This window comes from Paenibacillus sp. WLX2291 (assembly GCF_046603665.1).
Lineage (GTDB): Bacteria > Bacillota > Bacilli > Paenibacillales > Paenibacillaceae > Saccharibacillus.
In genome coordinates this window covers 1,191,975-1,208,080 of the sequence record NZ_CP176755.1, presented here as the reverse complement: position 1 = coordinate 1,208,080, position 16,106 = coordinate 1,191,975, and the positions used below count along the sequence as shown (strand labels likewise).

The window sequence follows — 16,106 nt, the reverse complement described above, 5'->3', positions numbered from 1 at the left end:
TAAATAAAGACGTAAAATAGAACTATATTATACTTCGTCGAAAGGAAGAGATGTCCTATGAATATCGATGTGAATCAGATTGCCAAAAACTTCAACACCCCGCTGACTGCACCTGCTTATCCATTTCCGCCTTACAAATTCGTGAACCGCGAATATCTCAATATCGTATATCGCACCGATGCAGACGCATTGCGCGCTGTCGTGCCGGAGCCACTGGAAATTACCGATCCACTCGTCAAATTTGAAGTAATGTGGATGCCGGACGTGTCGGGGTTGGGCGCTTATACCGAAGCCGGGCAGGTCATTCCTGTGCAATTCAACGGCGAAGCAGGCGATTATGTGCACTCTATGTACGTAGACAACTTTCCCGCGATTGCCAGTGGACGCGAGCTGACCGCCTATCCGAAAAAGCTCGGCGCACCGAAGCTGTATGTCGATTCTGATACACTCGTTGGCACGTTAGATTACGGCAGTCTGCGCGTAGCTACCGCAACGATGGGCTACAAGCATGTACCGATGGACGTCGAACAAGCCAAACAAGACATCTGCCGTCCAACCTTTATGGTCAAACTGGCAACCGATTATACCGGTCAATTGCGTATCTGCGATCTGGTACGCACACAGATTACTAATATTGATGTGAAATGGGCATGGTCAGGTCCCGCGCGACTGCAACTGTTTGAACATGCACTTGCACCACTCGCTGATCTGCCGGTACGTGAGATCGTCTCGGCTTCGCATATTTTGACAGATCTAACGCTGAATGCGGCGCAACCAGTATACAACTATTTGGAGCAAGCTTGAGCGAAGGAACAAGAATCAAGGAGGAATTAACGATGAGAATTGCTATTCTGGGCGCAGGCTCACTCGGAACGATTGTTGGCGCATATCTTAGCGCTGGCGGCATGAATGTCGAGTTAATCGATACGTATGAAGATCATGTACATGCCCTCAATGAACAAGGAGCAACCGTGACTGGTACAACGGAATTTGTATCTAGCGTCAAAGCGATCACCCCACAGCAAAAGTCCGGCATCTACGATCTAGTGCTGCTGCTGACCAAGCAACTATATAACGATGCTGTGCTGCGCGATCTGCTGCCATTTCTGAATGATACCAGCATCGTCTGTTCACTGCAAAATGGCATACCGGAGCAGCATGTAGCTGAACTGGTCGGTGCGCAGCGCGTCATTGCCGGTTCCGTTGAATTTGGCGCTACGTTTATGAAGCCGGGTATCTCTCGACTCACTACCGAATATACACAGTTCAAAGCGTACGCTTTTCAAATTGGCGAATTAAATGGGGAAATGACCTCACGGATTCGTGAGATTCAATCGGTGCTGGAGCTGGTCGGCGGTACGCATATTTCCGACAATCTGGTCGGAACCAAATGGTCGAAACTGCTGATCAATAACGCATTCAGCGGATTATCAGCAGCGCTAAACGGCGAATACGGTAATATTCTGGATAACGAAATCGGCATCGCCAGTGCTGCTCATATCGCTGATGAGACGATCAAGGTTGGACATGCGAACGGTATCCAGTTTGCCACCATGGGCGGGTTCGATATCGCTTCGCTGGAGTTGCAGCAGGACAGCGATCTGCCTGCACGCATCATGACGTTGCGCCAAGTGATGGCACCATCCCGTCTGCTAAAAGCAAGCATGCTGCAAGATCTGGAAAAGCAGCGCAAAACAGAGATCGGATACATCAACGGCGTTGTACCAGAACTGGCAAAGGGCAAAGGTATCGCAACCCCATTTAACGATCTCGTCGTACAGTTAGTGCAAGCCGCCGAAGCGACAGGCAGTGTACCGGATTTTGATACTAACATCAAACCATTCGAGCAGCTGGTCAACGTGTACAGCACGCGGTAATGATGCAACGTACAGAGAGTGCTATACCAAAGTACGCTGTATACAGCCAAAGTGAATATTGTCCAAGTATGAATCATCATATTTCTTGAATATGGTATGAGCTTGAATGTGGTATTAGGCAGAGATAATATGGACTACCAAGTACGATAGTGTGATGAAGATTTCATCGGTGCACTGCAATCGCAATGTATAGGCTTAATGACCCTAACCGTTGAATATTCAGGCAATGTCGGCGAGGTACCTATACGATGACAGTGAATATGCTGGAGCAGCTGTTCCTCGCTCTGCTTTCTATAATAAAAACCGCGCAAGCATCATGTTACAGAAACATGATGTCGCGCGGTTTTCTTTTGCATTGATGCGTTTGTTGGAACTTCTTCAGTAGATTGGATGACTCCCTAATCTCAATATGCCAACCAGCAACAGCCCTGACACATCACCATGTTCTCGTTCCGACTCATTATTGGATATTCAGCTTCTCTTTGTTTTTCTCGTATTCTGCTTGCTGATACGCCTGTACTTTGGCGAGTCCGTATTGGTCGCGTTTGCTCAAATAATCTTGGAACAACTGGTCAAACTGACTGTCCGAGGATGCTAGTAGTAATTGTGGCAACGTTTTGCCCCATAACTGGCTGATCTTCGTATTGATAATGCCTTCTGGTGAGTTGCCTGTCGGATTGAGCTGGTCAAATTCAGAACGACTGACCGTCTTGCCCTTCGTCCAGTCTTCCATTTGCTTGAACGGCTCGACGCTCTCTGGCTTCCACTGGTCGGTAATATTCGTATCCATCTCCATCCAGTATTTATGCGAAGCTCCGTATTTGGCGTCAAAGGCGGAGCGGTCGCTATTGAGCAGCTTCAGCACTTCCGGTTTGAATACCGGCTTGTCATTGACCATATCGTAGGTCACGCCCGGTTCGCCCATATACAGATCGCGCTGTCCTTCTTCGCTAATGATATATTCCAGAAAACGGATTGCACGCGCTTTGTCTTTGACATTTTTGGAAATCAGCGTGAGTGTCCAGCCGGAGATACTCGGTCCATTCAGCACCGGCGCATCCAGCTTGGCATCCGCCGGACCGTCGACCGCAATATAGACGGAGTTCGGATCATGGGCATACAGTGCATTTTGCTGGGCGCTAAAATCGCTGCGCTGGTACAGCATCGCAAAGTAGCGTCCTTGCGAAATCTTCTCCTCCATTTGGGCGCGCTTGTCGATAAAGATATCTTTTGCCAGCAGCCCTTCCTGATTCGCCTGCCGCAGCGTCTTCAGCCAGCGCAAGTATTCAGGATCGGTCAGACGATCGTACAGCTTGCCATTTTGCTCCATCGGGATGTTGAGGAAATTTTGCAGATAGCCTTCCAGCGAGTAATTGCCGTTCTCGGTAAATTCATGCAGACCGAGCGGAATGAGCGGCTGTCCGTTCACCTGCGGATACTTTTCCTTTGCCATCTCCAGTGCTTTCAAAAAGCCTTCCGGTGTGCGCATATCCGGCTTACCTAGCGCTTCATACATATCTTTGCGCACGACAAACACCTGATTGGATACATAGTCAGCACCGTATTTGGCAAAGTCTGCTGGAGATGACGACGCATTCGGATAGCCATACACATTGCCGTCTGGCTGCGTATACCAAGATAATTTCGCCGGATCGGTTACTTTGAGGAAATAGGGATCATACTGATCCGCCAGCTCGTTCAGCGGCAGCACTAATTTCCCCTCGATCATCTTCTTCACCGCATCCTCGCCCCAGCCAATCGTAATAAAGTCAGGCAGCTTGCCAGATGCAATCATCGTATTCAGCTTCTCATTCTCATTGCCCGCGGGAACGATAAAATTAATGCTTACCCCGGTCTTCTTCGTCACATATTGACTCGTAATATCCTTGCCCCAATCGGTGCCGGTATACCACGAGAAATTCATATACCAGTCAAATGTAATCGGCGCTGTATCGACTTTCCAGCCCGGTTCATCGGCTGACGCTTGCTTGACTGGCGTTGTATTCTCGCTGGCACTGTTACTGCCGCCGCCAAAGTAGGAGCAGGCAGTGGTGAACGTGAGCAATCCCGCCATTAGGGCAGCAATCGCGGGTTTGCGCCATGCAACGGTTGGACGCTTGCTGCCTGCTTGACGCTGCATCGTATGATGTCTGGCGCTGGATACGCTCGGTTCAGAATGGACGACCTTTTGCGCATCATGTGATAATTTTTGTGTAGCATCTATCGGTTTCTGTTCACTGCGAGCTACCTTTGATTCCATATGGATACATTCCCGTTTTCCATTTTCCATCATCATAACCCCTCTCGTATGTCGTTTTGCCGGTTATTCGTATAGATTGTGAGATCATCATATTCCGTCTCGCATTGCTGTTATATCCACAAGATTCGCATTGCATCACCCTTTGATCGAGCCGATCATCATGCCTTTGACAAAGTACTTTTGCAAAAACGGATATACGAACACAATCGGCATCGTTGTCACGACCATCGTCGCCAGCTTGATCGACTGCGATGTAACCGAACGGTTAATACCACCCGGCACCGCTGCCAGCATCTGGTTGGAGCTGGATTCCGCCACAACGCGGTACAGATACGTCTGAATCGGCTGTAGCGACGTATCATTCATATAGATCATCCCGGTAAAATAATCATTCCACTGGTACACTCCATGAAACAATCCAATCGTCGCTACCACCGGCATCGACACTGGTAATACAACCCGGAAAAAGATCGACCAATCATTCGCCCCATCGATTCGTGCCGCCTCCTCCAGCCCATCTGGAATCTCGCGGAAAAAGGTCATAAAGATAATCAGATCGAAAAAGCTGAACATCGCCGGAATGATATACACCATAAAATTGTCCAGCAACTGCAAATCCTTCATCAGCAAAAAGGTCGGAATCAATCCCCCGCTAAAAAAGAGTGTAATCGTACCGATCCAAATATACAGCTTGCCGCCAATGAGATCGCGCCGAGATAGCGCATACGCCACCAGCGCCGTAAACAGCACATGAATAATCGTACCGATCACCGTCTTGGCAACCGTAATCCACATCGCCTGCATAATGCCTTCACTCTGGAATACCGCGCCAAAGCTCTCCAGACTGAACATCCGCGGCCACCAGTAGATGCCACCGCGCATCGCATCCGTGCCTTCATTAAACGCATTGACCAGCACATACCAGATTGGATATAGCGTCACAAAACAAATTAGCAGCATAAAGACCGTATTGCACACATCAAATATCACTTCTCCACGCGTTCGCCGAGACGACGTTATCATGGGCAGGCTCACTCCTTTCCAATTGAATATTTAGAATAATGAAGTATTGTTTAATCGCTTGGTCACCTGATTGGCAATGAGCAACAGAATGAGTGCAATGACCGACTTAATCAGTCCAATCGCCGTTGAATACGAGAATCGCCCGGACAATAATCCTGTCTGGTACACATAAATGTCGATCACGTTACTGGCGCTCTCATTGAGCGAATTGCGTAGTACGAGAATCTGATCAAAGTTAGAGTTGAGCACACCACTAACCGCCAAAATGAACAGAATCGCAATCGTGCTCTGAATGCCCGGCAAGGTGATATACCACATTTTCTGAAACCGTCCGGCACCGTCAATCGTTGCGGCTTCGTACATTTCCGGTGATACACTCGCCATCGCCGCCAAATAAATAATCGCTGACCAGCCAAGCTCTTTCCAGATGTCCGAGATGATAACGATTGCCCAGAAATAGGTCGGCTCCGCCAAATACGAGATCGGTTGATCAATGAGATGCAGTGCCAGCAGCACTTGGTTGATCACACCGACATCTGCCAGCCACGTTGTCAGAATGCCGCACAGAATGACCCACGACAGAAAATGTGGCAGATACGAGATCGTTTGCACCGACTTTTTGAAACGAACGGAGCGTAATTCGTTCAGAAATAGCGCAAACAAAATCGGTAGCGGAAACCCGATAAACAGCTTGATCAGGCTAATTCCGAGCGTATTGCGAATCACATCTCGCAGATTCTCGTCTTCCATGAAGGCGCGAAAATGCTCCAGCCCGACCCAAGGCGCAGCTGCGATGCTGTCGACGATATTGAATTCTTTGAAGGCGATGATGATGCCGTACATCGGAATATAGTTGAATATCAGCATCCAGACTACACCAAGCAGCGCCATCGTCTGCAAATGTCGCTGTGTATACAATCGCCGAAACCAGCGCCGCACACTACCAGATGCAGAACGCGCCGACTGCCGCGAATCCGACTTGCTTTTCATATCGCTTTCCATGTATTCCTCTCCCTTCTATTTATGTAAGCGATTACATTTATGTGTTTTATTATAGCTGTGGGAGTCGGATGCGGGAATGTACCAGATTTCGTGTGAGGTGTCTCATTTTTCGGGTGGGTGGTATTGGGTGCCTTTTCAAACGACAGCAAAAGGAGTCCTCATTGTATGCAGGACTCCTTCTTTATACCGTTATACGGTTGTACGATTGGCGATTACTTATATGCTAGTAATCAGTTGGTGCTTGTTCCTTTGTTTTTGTTGTAAATATCGAATGCTACTGCCAGCAGCAGTACAAGACCTTTGATACCTTGCTGCCAGTCGATGCCGAGACCGACGAGGGACATACCATTATTCAGTACACCCATAACAAGACCACCGATGATGGCTCCAAATACCGTTCCGATCCCGCCGGAAGCAGATGCGCCGCCGATAAAGCAGGCTGCAATGGCATCCAACTCAAAGTTGGTCCCTGCTCTCGGTGTAGCTGCATTCAGACGAGCGGCGAAGATCAGACCGGAAATGGCGGACAATACGCCCATATTCACGAATACCCAGAACGTTACTTTTTTCGTTTTTACGCCGGATAGTGCGGCTGCTTTCTCATTACCGCCGATTGCGTATACATGGCGACCCATGACGGTACGGTTCATCACGAATGAGTAGATGATGATCAGCAAGAACAGCAGTACTAGAATTGTCGGGATACCGGCATAGCTTGCCAGTACGAAAGTGAACAGGTTGATAATAGCGAGCACGAGTACCAGTTTGGTAATAAACAATCCTTGCGAACCGGTATCAAAGTTGTATTTGCGTTGCGCGGAGCGATTTTTCAGCTCGGTGACGATGTACAGTACGGACAGTGCAATACCTGCGATGATTGCGACGATATTGGTCGCGGCATTGGTGAAGTCCGGTACGAAGCCAGAACTGATCTTTTGGAAGCCGTTCGGGAATGGCGAGATGGACTGCCCTTCCAGCACAATCATGGTCAGACCACGGAATAGTAGCATCCCGGCTAGGGTGACGATAAAGGCGGGAATCCGCACATACGCGACCCAGAAGCCTTGCCATGCGCCGATCAGACCACCGATAACGATCGACAGAATGACCGCCAGCACGGGATTCATTTGCCAGTTGACCATAAAGATTGCGGAGATCGCGCCGACAAAGGCGGCAATGGAGCCGACCGACAGATCGATATGACCGGTGATAATGACGAGTACCATCCCGATGGCGAGCACGAGGATGTAGCTATTTTGCAGGATCAGGTTGGTGATGTTGATCGGTTTGAGCAGTAATCCTCCGGTGAGTACTTGGAACAGCAGCATAATGAAAATGAGAGCGATGATCATGCCGTATTGGCGAATATTTCCTTTGAAGAGACGGGACAATCCGCCTTCCTTGTCTTTTTGCTTGACTGGCTTGCTTAATGTGGACATGGGTGATGCTCCTTTCGACATGTTTGTTGGTGGTTGGCATGAGTTGTGCAATGCGCGGGGGAGCGCTCCGGGAAGGGATTGGGGAACGGACTCCGGTGGAGCCGCGGGAATCTACGGATTAGGATAGAGTGTAGATTCCCGCAGCTCCAAAGTCGTCCTTATCCCCAATTCCCTTCCCTCCGCTCCGTGCGTTGCAATACTTCAGTGCCCTCCAAACGGGGGGTTAGCAGTTTAATTGATTAAGGGCTTTGGTGTTGGGATTACATATTTGCGGTTTATTGAACCTAAGAGCGTATTTTGTTCAAGGATTGATTTGAATAAAGTCAGTCAGATGTTGAACTTTGGTGTTAGGCTTCGGTTTTGGCTTTTTCTTTGGTCATGTACATCATTAGTTTTTCTTGGGTGGCTTCGGATTTGGTGACTTCGCCGGTGATGCGGCCGGCGTTCATGACGTAGATGCGGTCGCAGATGCCTAGGATTTCTGGCAGTTCGGATGAGATGACGAGGACGCTTTTGCCTTCGTCTGCCAGACGGTTGATGATGGTGTAGATTTCGTATTTGGCGCCGACGTCGATGCCTCGGGTTGGTTCGTCGAGGATTAGGATGTCGGGACCGGAGAAGATCCATTTGCCGAGCACGACTTTTTGTTGGTTCCCGCCGCTCAGGTTGCTTGTTTTTTGTAGGATGTTCGGCGTTTTGATCTTCATTTGATCGCGCATGTCTTCGGCGACGAGGACTTCTTTGTGTTCGTTGACGACGCTGGATTTGGACAGTTTCTCCAAGCCGGTTAGGGAGATATTACGTTTGATGTCGTCGAGCAGGATCAGACCGTAGTTTTTGCGGTCTTCGGTCACGTAGGCAAAGCCATTTTTGATCGCCTGTGTCACGTCGTTGTTACGAATTTCCTGACCATTTTTGATTAAAGTACCGGATATGTTTTTGCCGTACGATTTGCCGAAAATGCTCATCGCCAGTTCCGTGCGGCCGGAGCCCATCAGTCCGGCGATGCCGACGATCTCGCCGCGTCGCAGGTTCAGATTTGCATTATGGATGACTTGCCGGTCGGCGTGCTGCTCATGGAATACGTTCCAGTCGCGCACTTCCAGTGTCACGTCGCCGATCTTCGGCTGGCGCTCTGGATAGCGGTTGGTCAGATCGCGTCCAACCATCCCGCTGATGATGCGGTCTTCGGTAACGCTGTCTTTTTTCATATCTAATGTCTCGATTGTTTTGCCGTCACGCAGGATGGTGACAGAATCGGCGACTTTGGAAATTTCGTTCAGTTTATGCGAAATGATGATGCAGGAAATACCCTGACTTTTGAAGCCGAGCAACAGCTCCAGCAGATTCTCGCTATCGTCCTCGTTCAATGCGGCAGTCGGCTCGTCCAAGATGAGCAGCTTCACTCGTTTGGAAAAGGCTTTGGCGATCTCGACCAGTTGCTGCTTGCCGACACCGATGTTGGTGACAAGTGTGCTTGGCGGTTCGCTCAAACCAACTTTGTTGAGCAATTCTTGCGTGCGCTGCATCGTTTCGTTCCAGTCGATGACGGCGCCCTTTTTACGTTCGTTGCCGAGAAAAATGTTCTCGGCGATCGACAGGTACGGGATCAACGCCAGCTCTTGGTGAATAATGACGATGCCGAGTTCTTCGCTGTCCTTGATGGTTTTGAATTGACAGGTTTTGCCTTCAAACATAATATCGCCGTCATAGCTGCCGTAGCCGTATACGCCGCTGAGTACCTTCATCAGGGTCGATTTACCGGCACCGTTCTCACCGCAGAGGGCATGAATCTCACCTTTGCGTACTTGGAGATTGACGTTTTCCAGCGCTTTGACACCGGGAAATGTTTTGGTGATGCCTTTCATTTCTAGGATGATGTTGTCCATAGAGTGGCACTCCTTTCAGTTGGCTTGAGGTGGTGGCGTGGTGCTGTTGCGTCAGACCGCTGCGGGAAGGGATTGGGGAACGGACTTCGGTGGAGCCGCGGGAATCTTTTGGATTGGGAAAGAATGAAGATTCCCGCAGCTCCAAAGGCGTCCTTATCCCCAATTCCCTTCCCTCCGCTCTGTGCAAAGGCATCCATGCCGTTCTCTGCGCGGGGGCAGGGTTTAGAGATTTAAGAGATTTAAGAGATTTAAGAGATTTGAGAGATTTGAGACGCAAGATTTAATGAGCTTTATAGTCTTAGGTATTGAGTTGTGAGTTGGGCTTGATGCATGGTGATGATTGGATTGTTTCGTTATTGAGCACTTGGGATGTTGCGGTTTTGGATGAGATGTTGGTTAGGAATTTGGTTTCTTATACGGTTGTGTTGATGTTTGATTGTTGTTTAATTGGTAGGTGCGTTGTCGCCGTAGACTTCTTGTTCGGTGTAGTAGTTGCTGCCGATGATTTCTTGTTTGACGTTTTCTTTGTCGACGGATACGGGGTCGAGCAGGTAGGCTGGGACGACCATGATGTTGTTGTTGTAGGTTTTGGTATCGTTGACTTCGGCTTGTTTGCCTTGTAGGATGCTATCGACCATGCCGACGGTTTTTTCGGCGAGTTTGCGTGTGTCTTTGAAAATGGTCTGGGTTTGTTCGCCCGCTACGATGGATTTGATCGATGCGAGTTCGGCGTCTTGTCCGGTGATGATTGGCAGCGGTTTGTCGGCGGAGCCGTAGCCTACGCCTTTGAGGGATGAGATGATCCCGATGCTGATGCCGTCATATGGGGACAATACGGCGTCGAGTTTCTGACTGCCGTAGTAGGCGCTGAGCAGATTATCCATCCTTGCTTGGGCGAGTGAGCCGTCCCAGCGTAAGGTGGCGATCTGTGCCATCGTAGTCTGTTTACTCTGGACGACGAGCTTGCCGGAATCGATGTACGGTTGCAGGACAGACATCGCGCCGTTAAAGAAGAAGTAGGCGTTGTTATCATCTGGCGATCCGCCGAACAGTTCGATGTTGAACGGACCTTTGCCTTTGTCGAGTCCGAGCTTTTTCTCGATGTAAGATGCTTGCAATACGCCGACTTTGAAGTTGTCAAAGGTGGCGTAGTAGCTCAAGTACGGCGTGTTCATGATCAGGCGGTCATAGGAGATGACCTGAATGCCCTGCGCATGCGCTTTGCCGATGACGTCGGTTAATGTGTTGCCGTCGATGGCGGCGACGACGATAACGTCAACCTGCTTGGTGATCATGTTCTCAATCTGGGAAATCTGGTTTTCGACGACATCTTCGGCGTACTGAAGATCGGTTTTGTAGCCTTTGGACTGGAACAGCTTGACCATATTCGACCCGTCCGCGACCCAGCGTGCCGACGATTTGGTCGGCATGGCGATACCGATATAGCCTTTCTCACTGCTGCCCACGCTGCTTTCCGCCAGATTGCAGGCGCTGAGTGTAATCATCATGGCAGCGATCAGCAGCAGGATTAGTCCCCTTTTCATCACGAATGCTCCTTTCGTTATAGTGCTGAAATAGCACGTTTGACATTGGAATGGTTGGTTGTGCATTGTCGGGCGGATCGTAGTTGATAGACACCCGGTAATGCTCGTTGAGATATTTTGGTAACGCTTTCTTGAAATAGGATAGCATTGGGGATGGAGTGCTGTCTTTTCGTTTATCCGACCTTTTTTATAAAAATCGGACTTACTTTTGTAAAAACGAAACGATATGTTCGTCTTGTCGTACATCGCATTCGTAAAGTCGAAGATATCCTTCGATCTGTCGAACATAACGTTTACATTCTATGTTGAGAGATATGCGCCTTTTATAATCAAAACAACACTGCTGATGTCTGAGAAAAGTCATGATGTGTATGAAATCAACCTACCTTAAGAAAGGCGATGCTATATGATCTTAAAAACAAATTACTATCAGATGCTGTCATTGCAGATGGCGCATATCCATGAGAAGATACTGTTGCAGAATGAAGAATACCAGCACATAAATGAGGAGTGCGAAGTTTGCTTTCAATCTATCTTAGAGCCGTCCCTTCATCCTCGATCTCTAGACGAGTTAACGGCAGCTTTGATTCAATATAGCGATAGGATGACGGATCTACGTTCACTTGCTGAATCGACTATGTATGAGCAAGGAATCAAGGATGGGTATGCGATACAACAGTGGCTTGTATCCACGGATGCAAAGGGAAGAAGTATGACGATGGGAGGAACTCACCATGAAGCTGGAGCGTCTAATCTCCATCATTTATAAGCTGCTCAATCATGAAGTACTATCCGCTACCGTGCTGGCGGAGGAGTTCGGGGTATCGCCGCGAACAATTTATCGCGATATGGATGTGATCGGGGCGGCTGGGTTTCCGGTCATTTCGCATCAGGGTAGTAACGGTGGATATGGCATGATCGACGGCTATAGGCTGGATAAAAGTCTGCTCGGTTCGCATGATGTTGCTTCGCTAGTGACGGTACTGCACAGTCTGTCGACGATGTTTGACGATGCGCGGGTACAGGGTACGATTGAACGGCTGCAAAGTATTGAACCGGTTCAGCAGATGCCGCGGCTGGATATTAATTTCCAATCGTATCATACGGATACAGACGTACTGCGTTTGCTGCGTGAAGCGATAGCGGAGCATCAGGTGATTCATTTTGACTATATTAGCGCGAGCAATGAACGAACGGCGCGGGATGTGGAAGCAGTACGGATTTATTTTAAATATGGTGCGTGGTATGTGTACGGGTATTGTCGTTCTCGTCAGGATTATCGTGAATTTCGGTTATCGCGGATGCTGGATGTGGTGCTGCGGGATGAGCATTTTGCGGTTCGACCACAGGTTGTGCGTGATCGTACTTCACATATACAAAAGCAGTCGAAGACGAATATTCCAGATCAATCGGTACCCGAATCGCAGACGACAGCAGATGCTCAAACGACCGATCCTCATTCCCTAGCAAACGAAATGGTGGATGTAGTGATCCACATTCGCCAACAAGCGCTTGCGAATGGGCTGGATCAATTCCAGTATACAAAACGGCAGTTTCACGACGATGGCAGTATGACTGTTCGTCTGACCATCTGCCATCCACTGCAATGCAAGTGGCTATGCGGCACATTGTTGAGCTTTGGCAGTGCGGCGGAGGTGCTGTATCCACCGGAGCTACGCGTCCATTTGCGTCAGCAGCTGCGGCAAATGTTGTCCTATTACGAACAGGATGAACGTAAGAATGACTTCTCCGTATGATCCACTCTCCTGTTCGCAGCGTACAACATCACCAATTCTAATCTCTCCACAGAAGTATGACAGTCTGTTGTCATACTTCTTTTTTTATACTGGTATCAGACATCAACATTCCACCTATCAAAGGAGATCTGAACCATGAACAATATTGCCGAAAACATGCTGAGTTACCATCACTGGGCGAATCAGACAATTCTGAATCGTTTGTGGGAATTGCCTTCCGCTTTGTTACATCAGGAAACTGCCAGCTCGTACCCTACTCTTGCCGCCACGCTGACGCATCTATATGCGGTCGATCAGATGTGGTATCTCGTCGTGCAAGGAACCGATATGCCGGAAGCGCTGGAACAAAGTCGTCCGTTGATGGAGCAGGGAAATGACTGGAGCTTAGAAGAATTCGACGAACGACTCAGCCAACAAGCACAGCAATACGATACATGGATCAAGCAAACCGATCTGAAACGTACGATTCAGCTTAACAATCCCTACGTAGGTGTTCGGCAAACGTCGCTGGAAGAGATTGTGCTGCATCTGGTCAATCATGGCACGGATCATCGTGGGAATATCGCTACAATGTTGCGCCAGCTTGGGCATTCTTCTGTGATGAACGATTACATTCTATTTTGGTATCAACAATCGGAAACGGTCTGAGTTCTCTTTTCCAGGCAGCCGGAGCTATTTGCCAATCGTTTGGACACCTTGCTCCTACATACACGCAACAATAAGATGTATGGACAGTGGCATGATCACGGGCGACTGTTAGATTAGCTGAAACAAAGCATTTTCACTGTGAGCAGCATAGGCTGTTTACAAACCAACCCCCTCTACGATCTACGCTGTAGAGGGGGTTGGTTTACATATTTCAACATAGGTTCATATTACATAACCGGGACAAAATGTGAGCACTTTCGACTTATATTCTGTGCAATTTGTCGCTAAAACTACAGTTGCCTCTATGTTGAATGTCGCATGCGCCAAGCAATTCAGCAACTTAATGGTGCGCGACTTATTTCACAAAACAATGGGTACATAGTACAAATTCAGACCAATTTCAGCAAGTCATCGTTTTCATTTTGTTAAGCCGTTTAAGTAATACATAGCAAATACGAGATAGGAGGCGGCTTCGTGTTGAATCAAATGGATCAGACCAAAACATTAATTGAGAAATGCACTCTTCTATGCCAAACGCATTTTGGTAATCATCCTCAACATATCGAATTTATGGATCACCAGTTTGGCTATTCCTTTTGGTTGGAGCAACTTGTTGATTGGACGGACAGCAGATTACCTACTAGTTCTGACACACAATACCTCTATGTACATACTCTACTACATGAATATATCTCTCCCCTACTCCAAAAAGCCATTATCAAATCAACAGGTAAAAGCATTTTCTATGTATTTATAGATTGGAAATCCGACATCAATGTAGGCTGCATGACGTTTGTATTTAGCGACTGGATCTCGACTGTCCCTCAAAAAGACTATGCAGGAAAACAACAAATCCACGATGCGATCTCAGAAATCTCGCACGAAATCGAGAACCCGCCTTCGTTCATCGAGTCCTTCTGGGTCAATGAACAGACCCTCGTCGTGATCCGAGCAGGCTTCGTAATGCAACTGGAACAAAAGCTAGTGAACAAAGGATTCTCCAAACAATTGCGGATCGCCAAAAGAGAGTTGGAATTGGAACTTATTGAAAATAGCATCAACTATGACATCATCCTTGGCAAATCATTGCATATGACGTTTCTAGACTGGAATCCGCACAAAGATATTAGTACGTTGATCCTTTTATTTCAATAATCAACAACTCCCAAACGACGAAACCCTCTATCCCAGCAACGGGCAGAGGGTTTCATTATGACTGTTCATAACATACTTACCACAGCTCCATACTCATATACCGCTCCCCATTATCCGGGGCAATACATAATACTTTCTTGCCTGCACCTAGCCGCTTCGCTTCCTGCACTGCTGTCCACACCGTCGCTGCTGAGGACGGACCGAGTAGTAGCCCTTCTGTTCTCGCCAGTTCCTTCATCATGGACAGTGCATCCTCATCCGCCACCTGTACAATCTCATCATAGATCGACGTATTCAGAATCGACGGGACAAAGCCTGGACTGGTGCCGACGAGCTTGTGCGGACCGGGTTGACCGCCTGACAGAACGGGCGAGCCTTTCGGTTCGACGACCATGATGCGCACATATGGAAGATGATCGCGCAGCGTTTCTCCGGTTCCAGTAATCGTACCGCCTGTACCTGCGGAAGCGACAAACGTATCCAGTTGCCCCTCCATCTGCTCCAGTATCTCCAGCGCTGTCGTATGACGATGGGCATCCGCATTAGCAGGATTGTCAAACTGGCGCGGCATATAGCTGCCCGGAATCTCGGTGAGCAGCTGCTCTGCTTTGCGGATCGCACCGGGCATTTTCTCAGCGGCAGGTGTCAGCACAACCTGCGCGCCGTACGCCTTCAAAATGCTGATGCGCTCCTGCGACATATTATCCGGCATGATCAAGATCGCGCCGTATCCACGGGCAGCCGCGTTCATCGCCAGCCCGATGCCGGTATTGCCACTGGTCGGTTCGATGATGATGCTACCGGGCTTCAACTCTCCTGCCTTTTCCGCTTCGATGATTAGGTTTAGTGCAGCGCGATCCTTTACACTGCCGCTGGGGTTAAAATACTCTAACTTCACGTACACATCCGCCCATTCCGGCGAGGTGATACGGTTTAATTTTAATACCGGCGTATCGCCGACAAGTTCGCTAATATGTTGTACCACTTTGCTGGTCATGACTAAGGCTCCTTTGATTCTGTTTTGATTCTGTTTATTTGCGGTTCGCATATCAGCGATGGCATTCACATTACGATTGCTGTGTGGTCTGCTGTTCCAGTTGACGATAGTATTGAATTTTGTCGCTGATATTGTGTAAATGATCCTGCAATGACACAAGTTGCTGCTGCAATTGCGTCTCATGCTGCTCCAGCATCTGCCGCCGCTCACTTGCCGTCACATCGCCCTGACTGCGCAGCTCTGCAAAGCGCTGCATTCCAGCGATATTCATGCCGGTATCACGCAAACGCAGGAGAAATTCGACCCACGCTACATCCTGCGTAGAATAGATACGATATCCCTGTGTATTGCGTGCGACATGACGCAGCAGCCCGATTCTTTCGTAATAACGTAGCGTATGTGCGCTGAGTCCGGTGATGTCCGCCATTTCTTGTATGTTCAGTGAAGGTTCCATATGGTCTACTATATCATACTGACGCTGGGTGGATGATCTATTTCCAAGTGGAATAGTAAGA

Annotated in this window: 13 protein-coding genes; 5 read left to right on the top strand and 8 right to left on the bottom strand. The window is 48.6% G+C overall.

The window, feature by feature from the left end; genetic code table 11:
- Window positions 1-57 precede the first annotated feature (57 nt).
- Window positions 58-804, top strand: a complete 747-nt coding sequence (locus ACDE64_RS05265; RefSeq protein ID WP_411349228.1) for an acetoacetate decarboxylase — start codon at window positions 58-60, stop codon at window positions 802-804.
- 32 nt (window positions 805-836) lie between these two features.
- Window positions 837-1,877, top strand: a complete 1,041-nt coding sequence (locus ACDE64_RS05260) for a ketopantoate reductase family protein (protein WP_411349227.1) — start codon at window positions 837-839, stop codon at window positions 1,875-1,877.
- A gap of 460 nt (window positions 1,878-2,337) precedes the next feature.
- Here ACDE64_RS05260 and ACDE64_RS05255 read toward each other — a convergent pair whose 3' ends face one another.
- The 6 genes from ACDE64_RS05255 to chvE all read right to left on the bottom strand — a co-directional run bounded on the left by ACDE64_RS05255 (window position 2,338) and on the right by chvE (window position 11,034).
- Window positions 2,338-4,017 carry an ABC transporter substrate-binding protein gene (locus tag ACDE64_RS05255; protein ID WP_411350236.1) on the bottom strand — a complete coding sequence of 560 codons (1,680 nt, stop codon included), beginning with the start codon at window positions 4,015-4,017 and terminating at the stop codon, window positions 2,338-2,340.
- A 255-nt stretch (window positions 4,018-4,272) separates the two neighbouring features.
- Entirely contained in the window at window positions 4,273-5,160 is an 888-nt protein-coding gene (locus tag ACDE64_RS05250; RefSeq protein ID WP_411349226.1) for a carbohydrate ABC transporter permease, read from the bottom strand.
- Between the two features lie 30 nt (window positions 5,161-5,190).
- Entirely contained in the window at window positions 5,191-6,150 is a 960-nt protein-coding gene (locus tag ACDE64_RS05245) for an ABC transporter permease (protein WP_411350235.1), read from the bottom strand.
- Window positions 6,151-6,392: 242 nt separating this feature from the next.
- Window positions 6,393-7,601 carry a multiple monosaccharide ABC transporter permease gene (gene mmsB / locus ACDE64_RS05240; protein ID WP_411345443.1) on the bottom strand — a complete coding sequence of 403 codons (1,209 nt, stop codon included), beginning with the start codon at window positions 7,599-7,601 and terminating at the stop codon, window positions 6,393-6,395.
- A gap of 347 nt (window positions 7,602-7,948) precedes the next feature.
- Entirely contained in the window at window positions 7,949-9,490 is a 1,542-nt protein-coding gene (gene mmsA, locus ACDE64_RS05235) for a multiple monosaccharide ABC transporter ATP-binding protein (protein WP_411349225.1), read from the bottom strand.
- A gap of 443 nt (window positions 9,491-9,933) precedes the next feature.
- Complete coding sequence (gene chvE / locus ACDE64_RS05230; RefSeq protein ID WP_411349224.1) at window positions 9,934-11,034, bottom strand: multiple monosaccharide ABC transporter substrate-binding protein; 1,101 nt, start codon at window positions 11,032-11,034, stop codon at window positions 9,934-9,936.
- Window positions 11,035-11,768: 734 nt separating this feature from the next.
- Here chvE and ACDE64_RS05225 point away from each other — a divergent pair.
- The 3 genes from ACDE64_RS05225 to ACDE64_RS05215 all read left to right on the top strand — a co-directional run bounded on the left by ACDE64_RS05225 (window position 11,769) and on the right by ACDE64_RS05215 (window position 14,594).
- Window positions 11,769-12,791 (top strand): helix-turn-helix transcriptional regulator, encoded by a 1,023-nt coding sequence (locus tag ACDE64_RS05225; protein ID WP_411349223.1) that lies wholly within the window; start codon window positions 11,769-11,771, stop codon window positions 12,789-12,791.
- A gap of 135 nt (window positions 12,792-12,926) precedes the next feature.
- The gene (locus ACDE64_RS05220) at window positions 12,927-13,439 is read left to right on the top strand and encodes a DinB family protein (RefSeq protein WP_411349222.1); all 513 of its coding nucleotides are present in this window, start codon (window positions 12,927-12,929) and stop codon (window positions 13,437-13,439) included.
- Window positions 13,440-13,913: 474 nt separating this feature from the next.
- On the top strand, window positions 13,914-14,594 hold the full coding sequence (locus tag ACDE64_RS05215) for a hypothetical protein (protein WP_411349221.1): 681 nt from the start codon (window positions 13,914-13,916) through the stop codon (window positions 14,592-14,594).
- A gap of 76 nt (window positions 14,595-14,670) precedes the next feature.
- Here ACDE64_RS05215 and cysK read toward each other — a convergent pair whose 3' ends face one another.
- Both cysK and ACDE64_RS05205 read right to left on the bottom strand, forming a co-directional pair.
- On the bottom strand, window positions 14,671-15,591 hold the full coding sequence (cysK, locus tag ACDE64_RS05210; protein WP_411349220.1) for a cysteine synthase A: 921 nt from the start codon (window positions 15,589-15,591) through the stop codon (window positions 14,671-14,673).
- 70 nt (window positions 15,592-15,661) lie between these two features.
- The gene (locus ACDE64_RS05205) at window positions 15,662-16,045 is read right to left on the bottom strand and encodes a MerR family transcriptional regulator (protein WP_411349219.1); all 384 of its coding nucleotides are present in this window, start codon (window positions 16,043-16,045) and stop codon (window positions 15,662-15,664) included.
- Window positions 16,046-16,106 lie beyond the last annotated feature (61 nt).